Here is a 24,638-nt window from a genome sequence, read left to right as displayed (position 1 = left end):
CCACGCTCATAGAGCGATGGTGGCTCTTCTTCAGCCCTGCTTTACTGAGCAGCCTTGAAGATTTCCTCAAGATGCTCAAGGGACACAGCTTCCCGGGTATCGGGGATCGGCTTACCTGCCGGGTCCAGCTTCTCGATCTCGTAAACGATGAAGCCCTCATCATCATAATGAATATCAATGACGACAAAGCGGTCAGAGGCATCACCCTCGCCACGATGCTCTTCCGTCTTCACCAGCTGCTGATCCTTCGCAAAGGGAAGGTCTGCCAGCTTTTCTTCATCAATCTGGCGGACAGCATGGTTCCATTTTTCATAGGTTTCCCGAATAGCCGCATAGATCGCTGTAATATCGGGAAATTCTTCCACATCTTCCGTGGTGGTGACATCAACCGTGGCGATGTCTGAGCCAAAATTAGCCTGCACCTGATAGGACTCAGGCGCAATAGACTGCACAGCCTCCAGAATGCGCTCGAGGAACTCAGGCCCATACATGGATGAGTTGAAATTCAGCATCTTGGAACGATCAAGAGTAACACTGATTTTGGCAGTTGTGGCCATGGCCCCCTCCTGGATAAAAAAATTGCCAGAGCACACTCTACCAAAATAGGCCGTTTCACACAGCCCCCCTTAAAAGGGCCAACCCCGCCGCACTCATCCCCCATCCCATACGGGAAAGGCCTTTTCCCCTGATGAATACTGGCAATTCCTGCCATGATTACCGAAAGTTAGCGCCATGTTACAAAAACGTAACATAACACAAATGTGCTTCCCGAGAGTAAAAACACCCCCTTATTCGGACGGTGCCTGCCCAACGGCCTTATAGCGACTGCCCTCTCATACAAATCCACAGAAACGGATTTTTACTGTTCCGGTTTCGTTATGAATACCCTAGTCTACCCTTCTGGAAGACAAGGAGACACCACCTCATGAGTACAGGCCAGCAAACAACGCCCTCTTCTTCTCAGACAGATGACAGACATGACGGCAAACGGGCCGATGATGATTACCCCCTCCGTTACGCCCCTAGCCATTATCGCCGCTGGTCGCCCGCAACGGTAGCTATTACGGCTCTAGGTGGTATTGCCTATCTGGCCGATTTCTCCATTGGTGCCTCTATCGCTCTCTCTTATGGGACATGGAATGCCATTCTGGGTATTCTGGTAGCAGCTTTCATCATCTTCATCAGCGGCTTTCCACTCGCTTGGTATGCCGCCCGATATAATATCGATCTTGACCTGATCTCCCGTGGCGCCGGGTTTGGCTATAGTGGCTCCATCCTGACCTCGCTCGTCTTTGCCAGCTTTACCTGTATTCTCTTTGCGCTGGAGGGATCAATCATGGCGCAGGGGCTGGCTCTTGGGCTGGGGCTACCGCTCTGGGCCGGGTATCTGCTCTCTACGCTCGTAGTCTTCCCCTTCGTCCTTTATGGCATGAAGGCTCTCGCCAAAATGCAGGTCTGGACGACACCGCTCTGGCTGCTGCTCATGCTAGGGCCAGTAAGCTATCTCATCTACAAACAACCTGCCCTGGTGCCGCATTTTCTCAGCTTCCCCGGTCTTTCCGGCCATGAGGCCCTGAGTCTTTCGGCTATCATGCTTTCTTCTGGCGTGGCCCTCGCTCTCATGGCGCAGATTGGTGAACAAATCGACTATCTGCGCTTCATGCCCACAAAGACGAAAGAGAACCGCCTATCATGGTGGCTCAGCGTCATTGCAGCGGGGCCGGGCTGGGTCATTCTGGGGGCTTTGAAACAGATCATCGGGGCGTTTCTAGCTGTCTTTATTCTGAAGCAGGTTGGTGCCCATACCGCTACCGAGCCGGTGCATCAGTTCCTTGCCGCTTTGCAGACTATCTTTACCCCCACCCTCGCCATGATTCTGGCTGTAGTGCTGGTCGTTATCAGTCAGATCAAGATCAACGTCACGAACGCCTATTCAGGCTCGCTCGCATGGACGAGTGCCTATACACGGCTAACGGGCCATTTCCCCGGCCGGTTGGTCTTTCTGGTCATTAATCTGCTGCTGGCTCTAGCCCTGATGGAAGGTAACATGTTCTCCATCCTTCAGGCCATTCTCAGCCTCTATGCAGACTGTGCCATCGCATGGATCATGACCGTTACGGCGGATATTGTCTTCAACAAATATCTGCTTGGCCTTTCCCCGAAAGAACCAGAGTTCCGCCGGACGATGCTCCCCGCCGTTAATCCGGTTGGCACGGGGGCCTTCCTATTAGCAACTCTGGTCTCCATTCTAGCCTATGAGGGCGTGCTAGGGGCTGGATTACAGCCCTACTCCGCCCTCATCGCCTTTCTGGTCGCCAGCATCGCTACGCCTCTTCTGGCCCTGCTGACACGAGGGCGCACCTACCTACTGCGGGATGATGACGGCATTGCCGCCCCCCGCTTCCATTCCGATGGAACAGCCAACACCGACCTACACCGCTGCATCTCTTGCGAGGGCGAGTATGAACGGCCCGACATGCTGTGCCTGCCAGAGCAGGACGACACAGTCTGCTCTCTCTGTGCTGGCCTGAAGAAGCCCTGAAGGAGTCAGGGCGGGTTACAGCCCACCCTGCTCTATGATAAAGCGGGCAACGGCCTCCACCCCTTCACCAGCCCGGATATTGGTGAAGACAAAAGGACGGCTGCCCCGCATCATGCGGCTATCCCGGTCCATCACGTTCAAATCGGCCCCGACATGCGGTGCAAGGTCCGTCTTGTTGATAACCAGCAAATCGCTGCGTGTAATTCCCGGCCCACCCTTACGGGGAATCTTATCCCCAGCAGACACGTCAATGACATAAATCGTCAAGTCTGCCAGTTCGGGGCTGAAAGTGGCAGCGAGATTATCACCCCCACTTTCTACCAAAACGAGGTCCAGATCGGGAAACCGCTCCCGCAACGTCTCGATCCCTGCCAGATTGATGCTGGCATCTTCCCGGATGGCCGTGTGCGGGCATCCCCCTGTCTCGATCCCCATAATCCGCTCTGGCGGGAGAGAGCCGGCACGGGTGAGGAACTCGGCATCCTCACGGGTATAGATATCGTTGGTCAGGGCCGCCACGCTATAAGACTGGCGGAAAATACGACAGAGCGCATCCATGAGGGCCGTCTTACCCGTACCGACCGGCCCGCCAATCCCCACACGCAAAGGGCCGTGCCGTCCGGCAACCAGATGATCAGAAGATGATGTCGTCATGTACGAAAAAGCCTTGTTCTCTGTGTTTCGTGATGGATAGCCGCAAGGTCGGCAGCAAAACAGGCACTACCCACATCCGCCAATGTCCGCCCCTTGGTCTCTAACACGGCCTTCTGGATGACACGCTCCATATGGTGCAGCGCACGCAACCCATCCGTCTGCCCCAATGGCACCAGCTTGACCACAGCTGCCACAAGAGCCGCCACGGCACCATAAGCCCCTGCCTGAAGGGCTTCATCCCGCCCGACACCGCCCCGGCTAAAAACAAGTCCCTGCGCCACCGGTAGCGGACACGCCATCATCTGGCGCAGTCTCTCACAGTCGGGCTGCCAAACAGATGCTGCCCGTAGAAAAGCCTCCCCCTGCCAGAGCGTTTCCTCATACCGTTCCCGTGATGATGCACAGGCTAGAACATGAGCTGCCAGCTCCATGAGGGCAGCTTCATCCGTGGCATGGTCCCACGCTTCCTTCAGAAAGATTAGATCATTCCTCAGGGAACCATGTTCCAGAAGGGCTGTAAGCCACAGGCAGAGGGACTGCACATCATGCAGGCTACCTTGCTCTACAGCCCATTCCAAACCGTGACTATAAGCGTAATTGCCTGTCGGAAAGGCCGGAGATACCCATGAGAGAAGCTGAAGAAAGCCTATTCCTTCCACTCGGTTCATCAGACCTTGTGGCTGTGGCTGTGGCTGTGGCTGTGGGCATGATCATGCCCGCCACGCCCCGCATAGGCCCCGCTTTCTGGCGAAAAAGGTGCCTCGCAGAGATGCACATGCGCCCCTAGCCCAGCGAGCATATCGGCAATCACGGCATCTTGCCGCACCAGAATCCGCTTTTCCTCTATCATGGCAGGCAAATGCCGGTTACCCAGATGCCATGCCAACTGGAGCAGATGCAAAGCCGAATGGGCCGTGACTTCCATAAGGGCTTCCGGCAGAGCCTCTACCCGAATGATACGCCCATCATCCAGCACCAGCCCTTCCCCCTCATTAAGCAGACGGGCCTCCTTCAACTCCAGCAGAACACGCTCCCCGCTTTTTAGGGACAGAACAATGCGCCGCCTGTGCCGCCCCTCATAATCCGCCACGAAAACATCAGCGGCCTCTGCCTCGTTCCAGCGACCTGCTGGCAGGATATCGACAACATGTTTCATCAGAACAGAAAATACCTCTGTGCCATAGGGAGAACAGCCGCAGGCTCGCAGGTCAGCGGCTCACCATCAACCCGGACTTCATAAGTTTCCGGGTCAACTTCAATATGAGGCATGGCGTTGTTATGGACCATATCCACCTTGCCAATACCGCCCCGTGTGTTGCGTACCGCAGAGAGGGAACGTTTCAACCCCAACTTCAGGCCGATCTCATCCTCCAAAGCGGCTTGCGAGACAAAAGTCGTGCAGGTCGCTGCCAAAGCCTCGCCATAAGCTCCAAACATCATCCGGCCATGCACAGGCTGCGGTGTGGGAATAGACGCATTAGGGTCGCCCATCATGGCGTAAACAATCATCCCACCCTTCACCACAAGGTCGGGCTTAACAGCAAAGAAGGCCGGATCCCACACAGCCAGATCAGCCAGCTTCCCTACGGCAATAGAGCCAACTTCATGCGACAAGCCATGAGCAATAGCGGGATTGATGGTATATTTAGCCAGATAGCGTTTGATGCGGGCATTATCCGCCCGCTCATTATCCCCCGTCAAAGGCCCTCTCTGGCATTTCATCTTATGGGCTGTCTGCCATGTCCGCAGGGGGACTTCCCCCACACGGCCCATCGCCTGACTGTCTGAGGACATCATGGCCAGCACCCCCATGTCATGGAGAATGTCCTCTGCGGCGATGGTCTCCTTACGGATACGACTTTCCGCAAAGGCGATATCTTCTGGCACACGAGGATTGAGATGGTGGCAAACCATCAGCATATCCAGATGCTCATCCAGCGTATTAACCGTGTAAGGTCGGGTCGGATTGGTGGAGGATGGCAGCACATTCGGTAAGCCCGCCACTCGGATGATGTCCGGTGCATGGCCACCCCCGGCACCCTCCGTATGGAAAGCGTGAATCGTCCGCCCCTTAAAGGCGGCGATGGTATCCTCCACGAAGCCGCTTTCATTGAGCGTATCAGTGTGAATCATCACCTGCACATCCATCCGATCTGCGACAGACAAACAGCAGTCAATAGCAGATGGCGTACTGCCCCAATCTTCATGCAACTTCAGGCAGGAAGCCCCGGCACGCACCATCTCCTCCAGTGCCGCAGGGCGAGAAGCATTACCCTTTCCCGCAAAAGCAAGATTAACGGGCAGACCTTCAGCGGCCTGAAGCATCCGGGCCATATGCCATGGCCCCGGCGTGCAGGTTGTGGCGGCTGTCCCGGTGGCGGGACCTGTTCCCCCACCTACGAGGGTCGTGACCCCAGCGGCGAGGGCTTCTTCAACCTGCTGGGGACAAATATAGTGAATGTGACTATCGATCCCGCCCGGCGTGACGATGCGCCCTTCCGCAGCGATGATCTCCGTTCCCGGCCCAATGACAATGTCCACCCCCCGTTGGGTATCCGGGTTCCCAGCCTTACCGATGGCCGCAATACGGCCCGCACGAATGCCAATATCCGCCTTGATGATTCCCCAATGGTCAAAAATCACCGCATTGGTGATGACCGTATCCATCGCTCCTTCAGCCTGACTGCGCTGGGACTGGCCCATGCCGTCCCGGATGGTCTTGCCACCACCAAAGCACACCTCTTCCCCATAAAGAGTCCGATCGTCTTCAATTTCAGCAATCAGTGCCGTATCGGCTAGTCGCAGGCGGTCTCCAGTCGTGGGGCCGTACTGATGGGCATAATCATGGCGAGACAAACGGCTCATGATATTTCCTTCTCTCTGTTCCGGTCCCCACCATGAAACCCTCTGATCTGCCCTGCACCACCATAGGGAACGAGCGTTACTTCCCGCTCCTGCCCCGGCTCGAAACGGACAGCCCCGCCAGAAGGAATATCCAACCGCCAGCCCCAGGCCTGTTCACGATCGAAATGCAGGGCCGGGTTCACCTCGGCAAAATGATAATGACTGCCTACCTGCACGGGGCGATCACCTGTATTGACAACCATCAGCCGCCGGGTCGGTTGCCCCTCATTGAGAATGATCTCCCCTTCTGCGGGTAAAATCTCACCGGGAATGGCTCCTTCTGGCAGGCACTCCTGCTGTTGCTCAGCGGATTGGGTCATGAACGGTCACTAATTTTGTTCCATCGGGAAAGGTGGCTTCAACCTGCACATCGGCAATCATCTCCGCTACACCGGGCATGACCTGCTCCCGCACCAATACTTCGCCACCGCTGGCCATAAGGTCCGCCACGCTGCGGCCATCGCGGGCACCTTCCACGACATGATCGGTAATCAGGGCCACGGCTTCAGGGTAGTTCAGCTTCACACCCCGCTCCAACCTCTTACGGGCCACGATGGCAGCCATCGCCACCAGCAGCTTATCCTTTTCCCGTGGGGTGAGTTTCATGCTCCATTTGCTCCCTGCCTACACCTGCTCCCCGCCACAATAACGCCTCCTCTTAAATACGCCAGCCTGTCGGAAGCCTCCGGCCTGAGCGAAGGCAGGGCACAATCTTGCTCATGAGAGATTCAACTACCCAATTATTACGGGCTAGCCCCCTCATGACGAGTTTGCCATCCCAGCAGGATGCCGCAAAAGAGGCTTCCGGCCCTGTATCCTCCAACAAAGAGCGCAGCCGGGGCAGATAACTCTCTGCCTCTCTATCCACCAGAACAAGCATGGTCTCCACACAGGCCCCATCCGCAATCGGAGCCTGCTGAAGATACTCATGCAAGCCATCCCCTGTCATGATTGTGCTATCTTCCAACGCCGGGTGCCCGTCCCGCCGGATGCTCAGCCTGTCCCGCACATGCAGCCGTTGTAACTGCTCCCCAGAGCCACGGCGGCCCAAAATACGACTCTCGTAAAAAAGAAAACTGGCTGTACCCGCCATCTCTACCGTCATGGAACGTTCCAACCGAGCCCCATTGAAGAAGATGGTCCCATGAGGCAGCCATTCCAGTCGAGAATGTGGAGCTAGATGACAGATCGTCTGGATTACAGCGGGCGGGTCTTCCGAACGGGCACGGTAAACACGCTCATGCCCCTGACTACTTATAAGAAGTTCGGCCCTTTCCTCACATCGTACCTCATGCCGCAGCTGGTCCCCCGCCGCTAGCCCGCCGGAAATATTGACCATAACGGCCTCAAGCTGGGTTTCATCACGCCGGGGAAACAGCAGCCGACTACACCCTCCCTGCCGCAAAACATCCCGCCGTGTCTGTCCCTCCCGGACACGCGCGCTGAGCGTGAACGTGCCTTCCGCCCTTTGCAGAGGCACTCCTGCCTCCCCACCTAAAACCATCGTCACGCTCTCCCATCCACCATTTCTTTATGGCCAGATATGAAGGCACCAACATATCAGGACAGAGACCATCCAGACACACCCTAAAAAGAAACAGAAATAATACATGCCAATTAATGGATAACAACAAGAAATATAATAGAATATTAAGGCCAATTCATTGCACTAATTTCATATTCTATTTAATGTGCTGGTAACATTGTTATTAGACACAGGGCTTTCAAAATATCTTGTTCCATCACGATCAAGTGACGATTAAATAATGCTTAACGGGGATAGCATGTCTAATTTTTCAGCCATCATGACTAATCCAAAAGAAAGCCTTGAGGATACTGACGACCTGAAATCCCGGCTGCATTTTCTCAAACTGGGGGAACGGGACTGTCTGGCTATCCGCCGTATTGAGAAATATGTTAACAGATGCCTGCCCAAAGCCCTTGATGCGTTTTATGACTCGGTCCGCCAAGAACCGCATACAAGAATTTTCTTCAGTTCAGAAGCACAGATACAAAGAGCCAAACAGGCACAGCTCACCTATTGGAAGAATATTTCAGCGGCTAATTTCGGCCTGCAATATGCCAATACCGTCCGCCAAATCGGTCGTACCCATGCCAAAATCGGGCTGGAACCACGTTGGTATATTGGCGGCTACGCCCTTCTGCTGACCTCCATCATCACAGATGTTACAACTCAGCTAGCCCCCCCGGCACCACTCCTGCCCGCCAAGATACCTTTCTCCAAGCTGACGGAATCCCTTACCAGCCTCTGCAAAGCCGTCTTTTTGGACATGGAACTCACCATTTCCATCTATATTGACGAGGCCAAGAAGCTCAATAAAGAGGAAATGAACAAGCTTGATGAAGCCATCGAGCAAGAACGGCGGTTTGTCACAGAGCGATTTGGGCACATTATTGATGCGCTCGCCAACAAAAATCTCTCGCACACGGTAGAGGGGGATTTCCCCAACACCTACCTCCCCATGCGCGACAACCTCAATCGTGCTATCTCATCGCTCTGTCAGACACTCCATACCATCAGCGAAGCGACAGAAAGCATCGACAATACAGCCGATGAGATCAACAGCGCTGCCCAAGACCTCGCCCAGCGTACAGAACGGCAGGCAGCCTCTGTTGAGAAAACAGCCGCCGCCGTAGAACAGATCACCGCTACAGTCTCCTCCACCGAGGCCCGTGTCAGTGAGGCCACTCAGTTTGTGGAGGAATGCCAAACTATTACAGAACAATTCGGCACCATGATTCGCCGTGCCAGCACGGCCATGGAAGAGATTGAACGCTCCGCCGAGGCCGTAAACAAGATTACAAACGTCATCTCCAATATCGCCACGCAAACCAATCTGCTGGCCCTTAATACCGGCGTGGAAGCCGCCCATGCAGGAGAGGCAGGCAGTGGCTTCCGTGTTCTAGCACAGGAAATCCGCAAATTGGCCAACCGGGTCGGCGATGCCTCTGAAGAGGTCAAAGACCTCATCACCACATCTCAGACCCACGTCAGTTCTGGGTCCACCATCATGAAAGATGCCAGCGGCGCCATCGACACCATCATCTCCAGCGTGGCCAATATCGGTACACACCTCAAAGAAATCTCCAAGGCAACATCCGAGCAAGCATCGGCCCTACGGGATGTCAACGGGGCTGTCGTCACCATTGATCAAGGTACACGAGAGAATGCCGCTATGGTGGAAGAAACCTCTGCGGCGACCTCCAACATGGCCCAGCGGACACGCCAGCTTCGCCAGCTGCTAAGTGAATTTATCCTTCAGGCGCAGCGGTAACAGAGAGAGGGGTCAACGCCCCTCCAACCTGTCAGCAAGCTGCACTATGAAACGGGACAGGCGGTTAAACTCACCTCTCAGCTCGCTCATCTCCTGCCGTAATCGACTACATTCTTCCCGGGCTTGCTCTGCCTGCTGGGAAAATGATGCGGCAAGACGGTATTCCTGACGAGCCTGCTGGAGGAACGCCGCCTGAAACTCTCTTCCTCGGCCTTTACCCTGAATGGCATCTCGCAGCACAGTATTGGTATAAGCAATGATGGCATCGTAGGAGAACTCTGTCTCGCTCTTATCATCCGGCCCGCCAGTCCTAAATGGCCTCTGATGGTAATTTGCCAGAAAATCCGGAATAATCCCCACTTCCCCCGCCAACATGAGACGCTGGAAAAAGTCCTGATCTTCCACATAAGGCAGGGTCGTATTCACCCCATCTGAGGCCGGAATAGCCGAGCGGCGAAACACTGTCGTAATCGTGCTGAGCAAGCTGACATGCGCCAGAAATAGGCCATAATCAACAATGGACCCTTCCTTGCGCCCGAGGGTATCAAAACGCTTATCGAAAACGATTTGCCCCCCTTCCATATGCTCAACAATATCGTAGCTGCTTGTCGTCACCCCTACGAACGTACCGGCCCGGTCATCATCAAGATAAGCAACAGTGCGTGCGTAAAATTCGGGCTCTAGCGTATCGTCATCATCGTGGATGTGGACATACTCTTCTTTGACAAGCCCAAGCCCGATGCTCATGGCTTGCGCCCGACCTGCTGAAGTTGGGAGGTCCATCTGGACGACACGGTCTGCCTCGCTAGGGCCATATAGCGAGATGACCCGGAATACCTCATCGGGATCTCCGCCATCATTAATGACGTACACACGGAAATCCTGAAAGCTCTGCCGCTGCAGACTCTCAAAAGCCCGAGCCAGAAACAGGGGACGATTCTTTGTCCGAATAATAATAGCAACTCTGTACGGCATGATCTCCAATCCTCCTGTATCAGAAACTTTACTAATCGCTCGTACCTCACAAAAAAAGGCCCGGAGCCTGAAAACTCCGGACCTTTCTTATAAAGAGCCGTACTTCCACAGCCCTAGCCTGTCAGGCCATATTAGCCCTGATGGGCAGCACGGTAACGCTCGCCAAGGGCATTTGCTGCAACCATGGCATGATAGACATCATCCGGCGTGACCTTGAAAGGCAGATTGCCCATCGTGTCATTCTTATCGCAGGCAATCTCTGCCACCTTGCGCCAGTCTGCCTCCACAAACTCCTTGACCCCAAGCTCTTTGAGGGTCATCGGCAGGCCTGCAGACCGGACAACACGCAGCACTTCTTCGATCTCTTCCTTCGGTGCATTCTCCAGAACCAGCTGGGTCAGCAGACCGAACACCACTTTCTCACCATGCTGAGCGTGGTGGAGGTCTTCAATAACGGTCATACCGTTATGCACAGCATGAGCAGCAGCCAGACCGCCTGTCTCTGCACCTGTACCGCTGAGGTAAATGGTCGCTTCGACCATTTCTTCCAGCGCACGGGTCGGCACCTTGTTGCGCACGGCGTCCATGGCCAGATCAACATTCTGGCAAACCAGATCGTAGCACATACGGGCCAGACCCAGCCCCGTGCGGGACGGACGCTTGCAGGACAGGTTCACACCGTCGGAATTATAGCAAGCACGGGCTTCGAAATAGGTGGAGAGAGCATCACCAATACCCGCTGCAAAGAAGCGTACCGGTGCACCGGCGATCACGCCCGTGTCAGCCACCACCACATCGGGGTTCTGCGGCAGGAAGAGATAACGGTCAAACTCGCCCTTCTCCGTGTAGATGACAGCCAGAGCAATGCACGGAGCATCGGTAGAGGCGATAGTCGGATAAAGGATGAGAGGCAGCTTGTAATAGTGAGCCACGGCCTTGCTGGTATCCAGCGTCTTACCGCCACCGATACCGACAATCACGTTAGCACCCTGCGCCTTGGCCAGCTCGCCCAGACGCTTGATCTCGGCATCCGTACATTCACGCTGGAATTTTTCGGCCTTACCCTTCAGCCCTGCTTTCTCTAGCCCGGCAACGGACTCTTTCTCAACACGCTCAACAAAGAACTCGTCACTAATGATGAAAGCGTTATCACCAAAATCTTTTACAAAATCATGCAGCTGAGCGAGCAGGCCCGTGCCGATGATGAATTTCTTGGGGGCTGAAACGGTGCGGGGGGTTTTCTCAACCATGCTCGATATCTCCTTCAAGCATATGTAAATGCCTCATTACCTCGCCACGCTACCCCCTCACCTGCGGATTGACCAGAAGCCAATCCGGGTTTTTGCATCATGCCAGCATGTATTGTCATGCATAGGTTGCAACCATAGGACTGCTCTTGTCTTAAATAAATTTCCACGCACGAATAATAGGACAGATACGACCCCCTTTGTTAAAAGAAGATCATTCCGTTCCATTCATTGGCAACATGAGAATTATTGCAACTTCTCTTCAGAACAGAGGCATATTATCAATCAGCCTAACAGCCCCCAACTTCACAGCCAACAAGGCCAGAGCCGTTTCCCCCACCGTCTCTTCTGTCTGAAAGGTTTCTGGGTTCACCACGGTGACATAATCAATCTCTGTCAGGCCGGCCTTCACCAGCACATCCCGTATGGCCTCTTCCAGAACCATGCGCCTGCGCTCGCCACCCCGGGCCAGATCACGGGCACGACATAAAGCCTGATGCAGAACCGGTGCCCGGCTGCGTTCCTCCTCTGTCAGACGGCTGTTACGACTTGAGCCTGCCAGACCATTCGCCTCCCGCCATGTTGGCAAGGTGGTGATCTCTACCGGAATATTCAGGTCCTGTACGAAACGCTGGACGACAGCGCATTGCTGGGCATCTTTCTGCCCAAAATAGGCCCGCTGCGGCTGGACGATGTTAAAGAATTTGGTCAGCACCGTTGCTACACCAGCAAAATGACCAGGGCGTGATGGCCCTTCTAACTCCTGCGCTACACCGCCTACATCCACCTGCGTAGCAAAACCATCGGGGTAAAACTCGGCTGCATCCGGCGTGAAAACACAGGCCACACCCTCTTTTTGCAACAAGGCAATATCCCTCTCTACCGCACGGGGATAATTGGCCAGATCATCAGGAGAGCCAAACTGGATGGGATTGACAAAAAGACTGACGACAACAGCCTCATTCTCTTCTCTAGCACGCCGGACGAGGGAGAGATGCCCCTCGTGCAGGAACCCCATAGTCGGGACAAAACCGACTGTCCCAAGCTTTGCCCGTTCCTGCCGCATTTCCTGAACCGTTGTGCAGAGTTTCATGTCGTTCCTTCTCCTCATGGCCACCTCATGACCTTTTCTCTTCCATAGCCTGCCTGCCTCTGGTTTGTCTTCCCCGAGAGGCCGGAACAGGCTAACAACAGCTCACTCCCGCAAATCACCCAACCGAACGGATCACTCATGCCTGATACCAGCACGGCACAGACATCCCCCATTGCCATCATCGGCGCAGGCCCGGCCGGACTGTTCGCTGCCGAACGTCTCAGTAAAAAAGGCCATAAGGTCCATCTGTTCGACCACATGGCCAGACCGGGACGAAAATTCCTTATGGCTGGGCGCAGCGGGCTGAACCTAACCCATAGCGAACCGCTAGACCTATTCCTTCAACGCTATGGTGCTGCACAGAACCGGCTGGAACCCATTATCCGCTGCTTTCCACCCGAGGCTCTCCGCCACTGGGCCGAAGAGCTGGGCGAACCCTGCTTTACCGGCAGTTCTGGTCGCGTATTCCTAAAATCTCTCAAAGCCTCTCCTCTTCTGCGCCGCTGGCTCAACCGCCTGCAGGAACAAGGCGTGCAATTCTTTCCCCGGCACAGGCTGACAGACATGCAAGGCCTCTCCCTCACCTTCCAGACAGCCGAAGGGCCTGTTCACAGAACCGCACAAGCCGTTATCCTAGCCTGTGGCGGTGGAAGCTGGTCACGACTGGGCAGTGATGGGCACTGGGCCTCACTATTGAAAGACTATTGCACCCCCTTTGCCCCCTCTAACTGTGGTTTCATGCCGGATTGGCCAGAAGAGTTCCTACTCCGCCATGAAGGTGCCACCCTTCGGGGCATCACACTCAGTTTTGCGGGTCAGACACAACGAGGCGACATCATCATCACAAAGCGGGGGCTAGAAGGCGCACCACTCTACGCCCTTTCAGCCTTATTGCGGCAGGCTCTGGCAAAGGCAGATGAGAAGGGCATAACAATCCATCTAAATCTCCGCCCGACTCTGGGAACGGAGCGCATCATGGAACGTCTCTCCCGCCAGCGCATCCGTGAAAGCCGTAGCAACAAACTCCGCAAAGCATTAGGGCTGGACCGCACCATGCGGGAATTACTTGTTCGCCTCTGCCCGGAAGCCCGCACAGCAAGAGAGCTGACAAACGCCATCACGCAGGCCCCCCTACGTCTTATAGCCCCTGCCGAACTGGACCGGGCCATCTCCACCGCTGGCGGCCTAAAATTGGACGCCCTGAATGATAATCTCATGCTCCACCATAAGCCCGGTCTGTTTGCCTGTGGTGAAATGCTGGACTGGGACGCCCCTACAGGTGGGTATCTACTACAAGGCTGTTTTTCTACCGCCTACTGCTGTGCAGAAGGCGTTCATCACTGGCTCTCGCGCTCATTGCCCGGTAAAGTAACGCCATGAGTTCATCACATTTCGGCCCCCTTCTTCTTGGCACCACGACCCGTGGCGAGGATGCCCATATCGACTTGCCCGAACTTCTGGCTACCCGCCTGCTCGTACAGGGCAACTCCGGTTCTGGGAAATCTCATCTCCTTCGCCGCTTGCTGGAGCAGAGCGCAACCCTTGTCCAACAGGTCATCATCGACCCGGAAGGGGACTTTGTTACTCTAGCCGAAAAATACGACCATCTTGTCATCGAGACAGACACACAGTCTGAAGCCAGCCTGCGGAGTGCAGGGGAGCGTGTGCGAATGCACCGGGCTTCTGTCGTACTGAATCTGGAGCAGAGTGAGCCAGAAGGACAGCTCCGCTCGGTAGGAGCCTTTCTAACAGGCATGTTCGAAGCCCCACGGGCCTACTGGTACCCGGTTCTCATTGTGGTGGATGAGGCGCAGCTCTTTGCGCCCATCGCAGGGGGCGATACCTCCGATGAAGCTCGCCGCATCTCTCTCAATGCCATGACGAACCTCATGTGCCGTGGGCGCAAGCGTGGCATGGCGGGCATCATTGCGACCCAGCGTCTTGCCAAGCTCGCCAAGAATGTCGCTGCAGAAGCCTCTAATTTTCTAATGGGCCGGACCTTTCTAGACATAGACATGGCCCGTGCAGCCGACCTACTAGGCATGGAACGCCGCGCCGCTGAAGCGTTCCGGGACCTTGCTCGTGGTCAGTTCATGGCTCTGGGGCCTGCTCTGGCCCGCCGCCCACAGCGAGTTACCATCGGCCCAGTCGAAACTGCCAGCCATGCCGGAGGGCCTGCCCTCATGCCGCTGGAGCAGCCCAATATTCCCATGGATGAGCTACGTGACCTCATTCTAGAGGCCCCACCCGAACCAGCTCCCCGCCCCCGCAAGGAACCAGCGGCCCCCAAACCGGACCTGCTTGCCCAGCTGGATGCCTACAGTTCTTCCCGCGATGCCAGAGAGCAACAGCAGAGCCAGCAAATGGCCACCCCTGACCCGGAAACACTCTGGAATCTGGTAGCCGAAGCAGGGCAAGATGAAGATGCGGCCTATCGGCCACTCGCCACCTTGTATCAGGACTTCCAAATGCGGGCCCGGCTGGCCGGATTCTCCCGCAACATCCTGCCCATGCCTCAGTTTCAGACCATGCTAAGCACTATCCGTTGCGGCATCACACGGGAACAGGCTGAAAGTGACGCATGGCAGGATATCCAGCAACGGGCCGGCCGCCTCCCTGAGGACATGCAGCCCGTCTATTTCTTGCTGGCCCGTGCTGCCATGGAGGGAGAGCCCTGCCCAGATGATGCCGCTCTGGCCCGTGCCTATGGCACACACTCTCTTGGCCGTGCACGACGTCAGCTAACTTATCTCGAAAAATGCGAGGCCATCATTCTACAAGGCACAGGCCGTCATCGCCGTATTGCCATTATCGGCCCGGGCTGGCAGACAGCCGCCTCGCTCTGACCACCCGGACGTTTCTTAGTATCGGTAGCCCCGAGGGGAGTAACAAAGTAGAAGCCTGCTGTTCTTCTCTACTCCCCTCCTACAAAAAATGGCGGAGCCAACGCCCCGCCATCTTCCAAAGTCCCTAAGGACCATTTCTGAACGAATGCCAGAAGCCCCGTATCAGTCTACCATCTGCGGCGGCGGCACAACACGCAGACGCTCGATCACGCGGTCACGCAGCTCTTCCGGTGTTGCATCACCGGGAACACGAATGACAGGCTCGTCATCGGTCGGTTCTTCCAGAGTGGCCAGCTGGCTTGGCAGCAGGGTTGGCGGCATGTAATGCCCGACACGGTGCTGCAGCCGTTCCTCTATGATCTTCGGGTCCACCTTCAGATAAACGAACTGCACCGGAATATGCTTGGCCAATGCGTCACGATATTTCTTCTTCAGGGCGGAGCATGTCAGTACGGCACCGGTACCCTTCTCAGCGCATTTGGCCAGCCAGTCATGACACAGCTCCAGCCAAGGGGCGCGGTCCTCATCCGTCAACGGGTGGCCGTTGCGCATTTTCTCCACATTGGCTTTGGGGTGCAGATCGTCCCCTTCCTGAAACGGCCAGCCGAGGCTCTTGGCCAGCAACTCGGCTACAGTGGTCTTGCCGTTACCGGAAACACCCATCACCACAATGTAATGCGGAGCAATACCAGCTGCTGCCTGAGCAGCCTCTTTCTCTGTCATGGCGCCCATTGTTCAACCTCCCGTTCGGTGGCAACCAACACATCGGTCGCCATATTGGGGAACAACCCATGCTCCACCACGCCCACCGTACCATCAAGTCGTGCGGCCAGAGCCTGCACGTCATCGATTGGACCGAAAGCGCAATCAAGTATCCTGTTCCCATTATCGGTAGTAAGTAGCTCACCCGTCAGATGCCGACGAGGGCGAATAACCTTTGCCCCCATAGCCTCCAGACGAGCCGCTGTTGCCTCGTAACCAAATGGAACAACTTCCACTGGTACGGGCACCCGCTGGCCAAGCTGGTCAACCGGTTTGGTCACATCGACAATCACGACAAAACGCCGTGACGCCTGTGCAACAATCTTCTCACGTAGCAGAGCAGCCCCCAACCCTTTGATGAGATGAAGCGTTTTACGTTCCACTTCATCCGCACCATCAATAGTGATGTCGACTACGGAATGATCTGCAAACGTCGTGATCGGAATCCCCGCTGCACGAGCAAGCTTTGTTGACTCCTCAGAGGTTGGAATGGCCTGAATCTTCAGCCCCTCTTTGGCAACACGCTCGCCAAGCCGTTCGATCATGAAGGCTGCTGTGCTTCCTGTTCCCAGCCCGACAACCATTCCCGGTTTGACAAGGCTTGCAGCAAGATGGGCAGCAGCACGTTTACAGTCATCTACGTTCATGAAGGCTCTCCAGCAGCAGCGCTGTCTGCCAGTATGAGGATTTTCCCTTCCGAAACAATACGCCCGGATGGGATGCTGCCATCACCCTGACGCAAACGGGCCAACATTGGTACTTTATTTTCCCCTGTCACCAAGAAGACAACCAATGCGCTGGAGGCAATGGCCGGGTAAGTTAATGTCAGACGTTCATGCGGGGCTGTGCTGGGGGCGGCAACGCTCACCCAAGCCTTCTTTTCCTCAAGAACAGGTTCACCGGGGAACAAAGATGCTGTGTGACCGTCTGTTCCCAAACCGAGCATGACAATATCAAAGAGCGGGCGGCCTGCCTCAAGGGTTGTGGAGCCGTAGGCCTTTTCCAGAACACTTTGATACCGGGCGGCATCCTCCTTGGCCGTGGTATCTGTCGGCATCGGGTGAATCTGATCCGCCGGAATGGAAACCTTGGAAAGCAACAATGTGCGGGCGCTCGCATGGTTGCTGTCCGCATGGCCCTCGGGCACATGACGTTCATCCCCATAGAAAATCTCGACACGAGACCAATCGACCTGCTGGGCCATTTCAGGCCGGGCGAGAATCGCAAAAAGCTGTTTAGGCGTAGACCCACCAGAAAGAGCGATGCGTACCTTGCCTTCCCGCTTTTCTTTCACTGTCGCAATCAGCAGCTTTGCCATTTCCATAGCAACTGCCTCTGAATCCTTCAGAACCTCCACGGCCGCATGGCGCATGTCCGTTGTCATACCCGTCGTACCCTCCGAATCACTTTCTGCTCCCATCTGAAAAAGGAGCTGTCGGCATAATGAACGTCTCGGCTGCGTATGCCCAGCCACCTTCATCAGGTTTTCCGGTAACATAGCTCGCCTGCTCTTTCACAGAGTCCTGCGCCTGCCCCATAGCAATGCTCATACCAGCGGCCTGCAACATGGGAATGTCGTTAGGGGCATCACCAAGAGCGGCAACTTCCTGCGGGGTCACGCCATATAGTCTGGCAAGTTCAACCACGGCTTGCCCCTTCGTGGCCTTGGCGGGCGTGATATTCAGCTTATGGGGAGCCGAACGCAACATGCTGGCACGCCCATCAAAAGGAGGTGCCAACTCTTCCTCCAGCCGAGCAACCAAAGCTATATCATCAGAACAGACTATGAGCCGGTTTACCGTTTCCGGCGTAATGGGAAGGGATTCAACCTCCCGTGGGGTCATACCCGTAAGCTCCCGCTCCCGCTGTACCAACGGCGTTTGGCTATCACGAACCAACCATTCCTGTTCTGTTTGAAACCAGATTTCCACAGGGAAAGAAGACAGAGCTTCCATAATAGCCATGAGGCTCTCAACGGGGAAATGATGGCTTTTTAGAATATTTCCATCGGGCGTGAAAAAGACTCCACCGTTAAACCCCGCACACGGCCCCTTCAACCCAAGCTGACGAACATAGGGCAGCACGGCCGCCGGCATACGAGCACTGACAAGTGCCAGAGCCACACCCCGCTCAGCAAGGCGCTGTACAGCTGCGCCTGTTGTCTGAGAAATGGTATGGTCAGAATCAAGAATGGTGCCATCCATGTCGGATAGCACCAATCTGATTGTCGGGGATATTTCTGTCATGTGAGTCTCCTCCTCCCTTCCGGGGGGAAGAAGGGGTGCGGCCCCCTACCCGCATCCCCCGCTCTTCAGGACAATGTATTACTTCTTGCGTTCGGTATGACCACCGAAGCCGTACCGCATGGCAGACAAGGCCTTCTCGGCAAAGTTGTTGCCAGTACGGGACCGGAAACGTGTGAATAGGGCGGCTGTCATCACCGGTGCGGGGACATCTTCCTCGATGGCGGCTTCGATCGTCCAACGGCCTTCCCCGGAGTCCTGCACCTCGCCACTGAATTCGTTCAGGTCACCAGAACGAGCCAGAGCCTCGGCTGTCAGATCCAGCAGCCAAGAAGAGACGACACTGCCACGGCGCCATACCTCGGCGATATCGGCCAAATGCAGGTCGTAACGCTCTTCTTCCGGCAGTTTTTCGGAGTTCTTGCTAGCCAGCACATCAAAGCCTTCAGCAATGGCCTGCATCATACCGTATTCAATGCCGTTGTGAATCATCTTCACAAAATGGCCAGCACCGGCCGGGCCACAATAAAGGTACCCTTTCTCGGCCCGTGGATCATGACGTCCATCGTCCTCACGGTCCGGCGTACGGGGCACATCCCCCATACCCGGTGCCAAAGCATTCAAAATCGGGTCCACATATTCAGCAGCGTGTTTTTCGCCGCCATACATCATGCAGTAGCCCCGCTCGAGACCCCAGACACCGCCAGAGGTGCCGACATCGATATAATCAATGCCACGCTCGGCCAGCTCTTTCGCCCGGCGGATATCTTCCTTGTAATATGTATTGCCACCATCAATGATGATGTCACCCTTACCCAGCAGGGGGGCGAGCTTCTGTATGCAATCTTCTGTCACCTTACCGGCTGGCAGCATGACCCAGATCACACGCCGCTCCTCACCAGCAAGAAGCTCAACCATTTTCTCGAAGGTTGGGGCTCCCTGAGCCCGCCCCTTTTCTGACCGCTCGACAATCTTCTCGGTGACAGCGGGTGTCCGGTCGAACGCGACAACATCATGCCCCTTGCGGGTCAAGCGGACAGCAATATTGCCACCCATGCGGCCAAGTCCGACAATTCCGATACGCATCCTCAAGCTCCTTTTAGAATATCTGTCACCAGCTGAGCGAGACGGTCCAACCCTGCATGCAGGGGCCCGGCAATATGCACACGCAGCGCACGACGGCCACGGGCAGCCAGAACGTCAAAATCCCCTCGTGCCTGAGCGGCCTTAACGACACCAAAGCTATAGGCATGCCCCGGGATGGGCAGGTCGGCAGCATCATCTGCCGTCACCTGTAGGAAGACACCGCTATTAGGGCCTCCTTTATAGGCCTGGCCTGTCGAGTGAAGGAAGCGTGGACCAAACTGCGCCGCTGTTGCGACATGAAGCTGGTCCCTCAACTCTGTTCTCACCGTCTGCTCCCAGGCGATATGGGCTTTGTTCCGCTCAATATAAGCTAGGAGGCCAATATAATCATTCTTACCCACACGGTCAAAATGAGCTTTCAGAATGGTTTCTGCACTGCCGTTGCCCAAGGCTTCACGGTTGCGCTCATCAGCATAGAAGGCAAGATCGCCATCCTTGGCGAAGGGTGTTTCCTCCGGCAAGTGCCCCGTTTCGGCATAAGCCTTGGTTAGCTTGCGGGTTTCCACCTTACTGAACTCTACATCTGGCTGATCAAATGGATCGATCCCCAGCACGGACCCAGCTACCGCCGTGGCAAACTCAAACACAAAGAAAGCCTGCACGATCTGGCTAACATCATCCAGATGCAAGGTTACGACAGGATGCCCCGCCTCACGCAGGGCCTTCAGCCCCGGATTGACTGGCTCATGCCCCAACCGCAGCTCCACGAAAACACGGTCATCCCCATACACTTCAGGGGTGCCCAGCGGCTCGCCATCTATGGGGATGAGGCCCGTACCGTTCTTACCGGTACTCTCAGCCAGAAGCTGCTCCAGCCAAGCCCCAAGGGAGGCAATTTTCTGTGACGCCACAAACGTGACCTTGTCCCGCCGGAAGCTCGTTGCTGCCACACCAAGGGCGAGCCCCAGATTCACGCCGGGGTTAGTAACGGGCGGAACGGAAGCGTCACAAGCCTCAATCATCAGCTGAGTACTATCCAGCAAGGACCGAACATCGTACCCCGCCGCCGCAGCTGGGGCGAGGCCAAAGGCGGACAGAACGGAATACCGGCCACCAATCTCTGGGTTGCCATGGAAGATATGGGCAAACCCACGCTCTTTAGCCAATGTCTCCAATGAAGAGCCGGGGTCCGTCACGGCAACAAAATGCTCACTCGGGCTGCGACCCAAAGCTTTTTCTGCCTGATCCCAGAAATAGGCGAACAGGATGTTCGGCTCCAGTGTACTGCCGGACTTACTGGACACGATGAACAACGTCTTGGCCGGGTCGATAGCCTTGCGGAAGCTGGCTACCTGCTGAGGGTCGGTGCTGTCCAGCACATGCAGCTTAGGACCACCAGCAACCCGCCCAAATGTTTCTTCCAGCACTTCCGGTCCAAGGCTGGACCCACCCATAGCCAGAAGCAGCACGTCGCTATAGCCACGCTCCTTCACCTCACGGCCAAGGGCTTCATAAGTCTCAAGAGCGGCCCGACCGTTTTTTACGACATCCAGCCATCCCAGCCATTTACTTTCCGGCCCATTGGTCCAGACAGAGGCGTCACGCTCCCATATGCGCCGTACCTTGCCGTCCTGGCTCCAGCTCTTACCGGCCGCGACAACGGCATTTTCCAACTCACCTGACAGTGCCAAGGATACTCGCATAAGACGTTCCCCCAAAACAGCTTCCCGGCGGGCTGCAACCGCACCGAGCAATCCATCAAAAGCGACCTCGAAAGCCGCCACCCCTTCTTCCAACAAGGTGGTGGCCACACCATCCAGATCAAGCCCCAACCGCTCCGCTTCCAGCAGAATCTTACGGGCAGCCTCTACATTCTGAGCCAAACGCCCCTCTGGAACCCCATGGTCTCGGAAGGCCTCCAGCGTGCGGGGCGGTAGCGTGTTAACGGTATCGGCACCAATCAGCTCCTCCACATACAGCACGTCACGATAGGCTTTATCCTTCGTACTTGTGCTGGCCCAGAGAAGGCGTTGTGTCTGCGCTCCCTTTGCCGCCAGTGCCTGCCAACGAGGGCTTGCTATAACACTAAGGTAATGCTGGTACGCCATACGGGCATTGGCAATGGCCACCTTCCCCCGCAATGCTTGCAGTGCCTCACTTTCCGGGTCTTCCGCTGCAATGCGGCGGTCGATCCGGGCATCAATCCGTCCATCAATACGGCTGACAAAGAAAGAGGCCACGCTACCGATATGCCCTACTGGCAAACCAGCTTTTACCCGTGTCTCCAACCCTTTCAGATACGCTTCCAGCACCTTTTCATACATGCCAATCGCAAAGAGAAGCGTGACATTGACATTGATACCTTCAGCAATGGCCTGCTCGATGGCTGGAATGGCTTCTTCCGTTGCCGGAATCTTGATCATCACATTAGGATGATCCACTTGCTGCCAAAGCCTGCGGGCTTCCTCCAAACTTCTCTTGGCGTCATGGGCTAGATAGGGAGAGACCTCAAGGCTGACATAGCCATCCCGCCCGCCTGTCTCATCGAAAACAGGGCGCAGAACCTGACAGGCCTGACGGATATCCTCCACAGCCAGAGCCTCATAGAGTTCTCCAGCGGTCAGGCTACCCGTCTCCAGAAGGGCCTGTACGGCTTCTTCATATTCCGCACCATGCCCGATGGCCTGCTCAAAAATAGCGGGGTTGGAGGTCACCCCCTTCAGGGCGTCCTCCTTCACCATGGCGGCCAAGCGACCATCTTCAACGAAATCTCGCCTGATGAAGTCCAACCAAATGGACTGGCCATGACGGGCCAGACCGGTCAAAGGGGTCTCTGGCAGGGTGCCTTCCATTGTTTTGCTCCTCTCCAGTCAGTCTTCTGCGGCCCGTAACAAGAGGCGGGCCTGCTCGTAAACAGCCTGTTCTGTAAAGCCGAATTTTTCCATCAGCTCCGATGCTGCTCCGGATTCACCGAAGCTATTCATGGCAATGACGACACCGTCCAGCCCCACATAGCGGTCCCAGCCAAACCCGGACGCCATCTCCACACCAACACGCCTACGGACAGAAGGCGGCAGCACAGCGTCACGATAGGTGCGAGCCTGCTTCTCGAACAGTTCAAAGCTCGGGATGGAAACCACACGGGCCCGCACCCCCTCGGCCTTCAACCGTTCATAGACCCCAACAACAAGCGACACTTCGGAGCCAGAAGCCATAAGCAGGACCTCCGGCGTACCTTCGCAATCGGCTAGAACATAACCACCACGAGCCACGCCAGCGGCAGAAGCATAACGGGTACGGTCCAGCGTTGGCAGATTCTGCCGGGTCAAGGCAAGGGCCACAGGGCCAGCACGATGCTGCATGGCGACACGCCAGCTTTCCACCACTTCATTTGCATCTGCCGGACGCAAACTAGTCAGCCCCGGCATCGCCCGAAACTGGGCTAGCTGTTCGATCGGCTGGTGGGTCGGCCCATCTTCACCCACGCCAATAGAATCATGAGTGAAGACATAGATCACTGGCAGATGCATCAAAGCCGCAAGACGGATAGCGGGCTTCATGTAATCCGAGAAGATCAGGAAGCCCGCACAGAAGGGCCGTAGGCCACTCAGGGCTAGGCCATTACAAATGGCTGCCATTGCATGTTCACGCACCCCGAAGTGGACGTTCCGACCATCATAATGCGCTCCTTCCTGCACCATGTTGGACGGAGCCTGCAACGACCGTGCCCCCTTGATGAGCGTCTTGGTGGATGGCGCAAGGTCTGCCGCCCCACCAACCAGCCACGGAAACTGAGACGCTATAGCATTCAGCACTTCACCGGAGCTCTGGCGGGATGCGATCCCTTTTTCATCAGCAGGATAGACGGGTAGATTTTGGTCCCAGCTTTCCGGCAATGTACCAGCGAAGATGTGCTTTAGCTCATCCCCTTCCTTCGGATACTCGGTACAATAGGCAGCAAACTGCGCCTCCCATTCCGCCTGAGCCTTAGCGCCACGCTGGCCAGCCAGCTCCTGGAAACGCTCCTTCACGCCTTCAGGCACAGTAAAGTGCGGTGCGTCATCGGGCCAGCCGTAGGCTTTCTTGGCCCCCACCAGTGCTTCCATACCGAGCGGTTCACCATGGGCGGAGGCTGTACCGGCCTTACCCGGTGCCCCATAACCAATGACCGTCTTCAGAATAATCAGCGTTGGGCGAGAGGTTTCTGCACGGCCCTGCTGTAGAGCTTCGCAGATGGCAGGAACATCATTGCCATCATCTACCTCCAGCACCTGCCACCCGTAGGCGGCAAAACGCATAGCCACATCTTCCGTGAAGGTTACATCCGTGGAGCCTTCAATGGAAATACGGTTACTATCATAGACCCATGTCAGGTTGCCCAGCTTGAGATGCCCGGCCAGAGACGCAGCCTCGGCGGCGACACCCTCCATGATGTCCCCATCACCGCAGAAAGAGGTAATGTGATAGCCAAATAGGTCATAGCCCGGTCGCCCATAATGGGTAGCAAGCCACCGCTCGGCCATGGCCATGCCAACGGCACTACTGCATCCCTGCCCCAACGGACCGGTTGTGATTTCAACGCCGGCAGTCAGCCCATATTCGGGATGACCCGGCGTGCGGGATTCAAACCGGCGGAAGTTCTTCAAATCTTCCAACGTCAGAGCCGGACGGTCAACGACCTGTCCGTTCTCAATATCCTTCACTCCGGCAAGAAAGACCGTGGCATAAAGAAGGATAGACGCATGCCCACCCGAGAGAATAAATCGATCACGCCCCGGCCAAAAGGGATCGGCCGGGTTATAATACATCGTAAACTGCCAATAAGCATACATAGCCGGAGCCAGAGCCATTGCGGTACCCGGGTGACCGGATTTTGCGCGCTCTACACTATCCATCACCAATGTGCGGATCGTGTCTATGCCAAGTTTCGACAGCATACTGTTCACTGATCTAACATCCTCAATTCAAACAATCATCCGGTCTCCCATGT

Annotated in this window: 22 protein-coding genes; 4 read left to right on the top strand and 18 right to left on the bottom strand. The window is 55.9% G+C overall.

Annotated elements, in window-relative coordinates:
• Nucleotides 1-41: 41 nt before the first annotated feature.
• Nucleotides 42-557: a hypothetical protein gene (locus tag AL01_RS06015; RefSeq protein WP_143280709.1), complete on the bottom strand. Its 516-nt coding sequence runs from the start codon at nt 555-557 to the stop codon at nt 42-44.
• Nucleotides 558-925: 368 nt separating this feature from the next.
• On the opposite strand from AL01_RS06015, the gene AL01_RS06010 reads away from it, so the two are divergent.
• Complete coding sequence (locus tag AL01_RS06010; protein WP_077396555.1) at nt 926-2,542, top strand: purine-cytosine permease family protein; 1,617 nt, start codon at nt 926-928, stop codon at nt 2,540-2,542.
• 15 nt (nt 2,543-2,557) lie between these two features.
• Here AL01_RS06010 and ureG read toward each other — a convergent pair whose 3' ends face one another.
• From ureG to AL01_RS05975, 7 genes are read right to left on the bottom strand one after another with little or no spacing between them, the layout of a single operon-like run.
• The gene (ureG, locus tag AL01_RS06005; RefSeq protein ID WP_077396554.1) at nt 2,558-3,196 is read right to left on the bottom strand and encodes an urease accessory protein UreG; all 639 of its coding nucleotides are present in this window, start codon (nt 3,194-3,196) and stop codon (nt 2,558-2,560) included.
• Nucleotides 3,193-3,864, bottom strand: a complete 672-nt coding sequence (locus AL01_RS06000) for an urease accessory protein UreF (protein ID WP_077396553.1) — start codon at nt 3,862-3,864, stop codon at nt 3,193-3,195. Before AL01_RS06000 ends, ureG begins: the two co-directional genes overlap by 4 nt.
• Entirely contained in the window at nt 3,864-4,352 is a 489-nt protein-coding gene (locus tag AL01_RS05995) for an urease accessory protein UreE (RefSeq protein WP_077396552.1), read from the bottom strand. Before AL01_RS05995 ends, AL01_RS06000 begins: the two co-directional genes overlap by 1 nt.
• Complete coding sequence (gene ureC / locus AL01_RS05990) at nt 4,352-6,061, bottom strand: urease subunit alpha (RefSeq protein ID WP_077396551.1); 1,710 nt, start codon at nt 6,059-6,061, stop codon at nt 4,352-4,354. Before ureC ends, AL01_RS05995 begins: the two co-directional genes overlap by 1 nt.
• Complete coding sequence (locus tag AL01_RS05985; protein WP_077396550.1) at nt 6,058-6,420, bottom strand: urease subunit beta; 363 nt, start codon at nt 6,418-6,420, stop codon at nt 6,058-6,060. Before AL01_RS05985 ends, ureC begins: the two co-directional genes overlap by 4 nt.
• Nucleotides 6,404-6,706 (bottom strand): urease subunit gamma, encoded by a 303-nt coding sequence (locus AL01_RS05980; protein ID WP_077396549.1) that lies wholly within the window; start codon nt 6,704-6,706, stop codon nt 6,404-6,406. The genes AL01_RS05985 and AL01_RS05980 overlap by 17 nt, the downstream gene beginning before the upstream one ends.
• 52 nt (nt 6,707-6,758) lie before the next feature.
• Complete coding sequence (locus tag AL01_RS05975; RefSeq protein ID WP_241502726.1) at nt 6,759-7,580, bottom strand: urease accessory protein UreD; 822 nt, start codon at nt 7,578-7,580, stop codon at nt 6,759-6,761.
• A 304-nt stretch (nt 7,581-7,884) separates the two neighbouring features.
• On the opposite strand from AL01_RS05975, the gene AL01_RS05970 reads away from it, so the two are divergent.
• Complete coding sequence (locus AL01_RS05970) at nt 7,885-9,396, top strand: globin-coupled sensor protein (RefSeq protein ID WP_158075942.1); 1,512 nt, start codon at nt 7,885-7,887, stop codon at nt 9,394-9,396.
• A 12-nt stretch (nt 9,397-9,408) separates the two neighbouring features.
• On the opposite strand, the gene AL01_RS05965 is transcribed toward AL01_RS05970, so the two are convergent.
• From AL01_RS05965 to panC, 3 genes are all read right to left on the bottom strand, one after another.
• Nucleotides 9,409-10,371, bottom strand: a complete 963-nt coding sequence (locus tag AL01_RS05965) for a glycosyltransferase family 2 protein (RefSeq protein WP_077396546.1) — start codon at nt 10,369-10,371, stop codon at nt 9,409-9,411.
• A 131-nt stretch (nt 10,372-10,502) separates the two neighbouring features.
• Nucleotides 10,503-11,621: a glycerol dehydrogenase gene (locus AL01_RS05960; RefSeq protein ID WP_077396545.1), complete on the bottom strand. Its 1,119-nt coding sequence runs from the start codon at nt 11,619-11,621 to the stop codon at nt 10,503-10,505.
• Nucleotides 11,622-11,880: 259 nt separating this feature from the next.
• A complete protein-coding gene (panC, locus tag AL01_RS05955) occupies nt 11,881-12,711 on the bottom strand; it encodes a pantoate--beta-alanine ligase (RefSeq protein WP_077396544.1) in 831 nt (276 codons plus the stop codon).
• A 138-nt stretch (nt 12,712-12,849) separates the two neighbouring features.
• On the opposite strand from panC, the gene AL01_RS05950 reads away from it, so the two are divergent.
• Nucleotides 12,850-14,091, top strand: coding sequence for a TIGR03862 family flavoprotein (locus AL01_RS05950; RefSeq protein ID WP_077396543.1), 1,242 nt, complete (start codon nt 12,850-12,852; stop codon nt 14,089-14,091).
• Nucleotides 14,088-15,557, top strand: coding sequence for an ATP-binding protein (locus AL01_RS05945; RefSeq protein WP_077396542.1), 1,470 nt, complete (start codon nt 14,088-14,090; stop codon nt 15,555-15,557). Before AL01_RS05950 ends, AL01_RS05945 begins: the two co-directional genes overlap by 4 nt.
• A gap of 162 nt (nt 15,558-15,719) precedes the next feature.
• Here the strand turns inward: AL01_RS05945 and AL01_RS05940 are convergent, their stop codons facing one another.
• The 7 genes from AL01_RS05940 to tkt form a co-directional block, all read right to left on the bottom strand.
• A complete protein-coding gene (locus AL01_RS05940; RefSeq protein WP_077396541.1) occupies nt 15,720-16,289 on the bottom strand; it encodes a gluconokinase in 570 nt (189 codons plus the stop codon).
• Entirely contained in the window at nt 16,277-16,966 is a 690-nt protein-coding gene (rpiA, locus tag AL01_RS05935) for a ribose-5-phosphate isomerase RpiA (protein ID WP_077396540.1), read from the bottom strand. The genes AL01_RS05940 and rpiA overlap by 13 nt, the downstream gene beginning before the upstream one ends.
• Complete coding sequence (pgl, locus tag AL01_RS05930; protein ID WP_077396539.1) at nt 16,963-17,703, bottom strand: 6-phosphogluconolactonase; 741 nt, start codon at nt 17,701-17,703, stop codon at nt 16,963-16,965. The genes rpiA and pgl overlap by 4 nt, the downstream gene beginning before the upstream one ends.
• Nucleotides 17,704-17,722: 19 nt before the next feature.
• On the bottom strand, nt 17,723-18,565 hold the full coding sequence (locus AL01_RS05925) for a Cof-type HAD-IIB family hydrolase (protein ID WP_077396538.1): 843 nt from the start codon (nt 18,563-18,565) through the stop codon (nt 17,723-17,725).
• 78 nt (nt 18,566-18,643) lie between these two features.
• Entirely contained in the window at nt 18,644-19,648 is a 1,005-nt protein-coding gene (gene gnd, locus AL01_RS05920) for a phosphogluconate dehydrogenase (NAD(+)-dependent, decarboxylating) (protein ID WP_077396537.1), read from the bottom strand.
• 2 nt (nt 19,649-19,650) lie between these two features.
• On the bottom strand, nt 19,651-22,500 hold the full coding sequence (locus AL01_RS05915) for a bifunctional transaldolase/phosoglucose isomerase (RefSeq protein WP_077396536.1): 2,850 nt from the start codon (nt 22,498-22,500) through the stop codon (nt 19,651-19,653).
• A gap of 18 nt (nt 22,501-22,518) precedes the next feature.
• Nucleotides 22,519-24,585, bottom strand: coding sequence for a transketolase (gene tkt, locus AL01_RS05910; protein WP_077396535.1), 2,067 nt, complete (start codon nt 24,583-24,585; stop codon nt 22,519-22,521).
• Nucleotides 24,586-24,638: the final 53 nt, after the last annotated feature.

The organism is Bombella intestini, assembly GCF_002003665.1.
Classification (GTDB): Bacteria; Pseudomonadota; Alphaproteobacteria; order Acetobacterales; family Acetobacteraceae; genus Bombella; species Bombella intestini.
The sequence above is the reverse complement of the archived record's forward strand: the minus strand, read 5'-3'. Positions and strand labels throughout refer to the sequence as shown.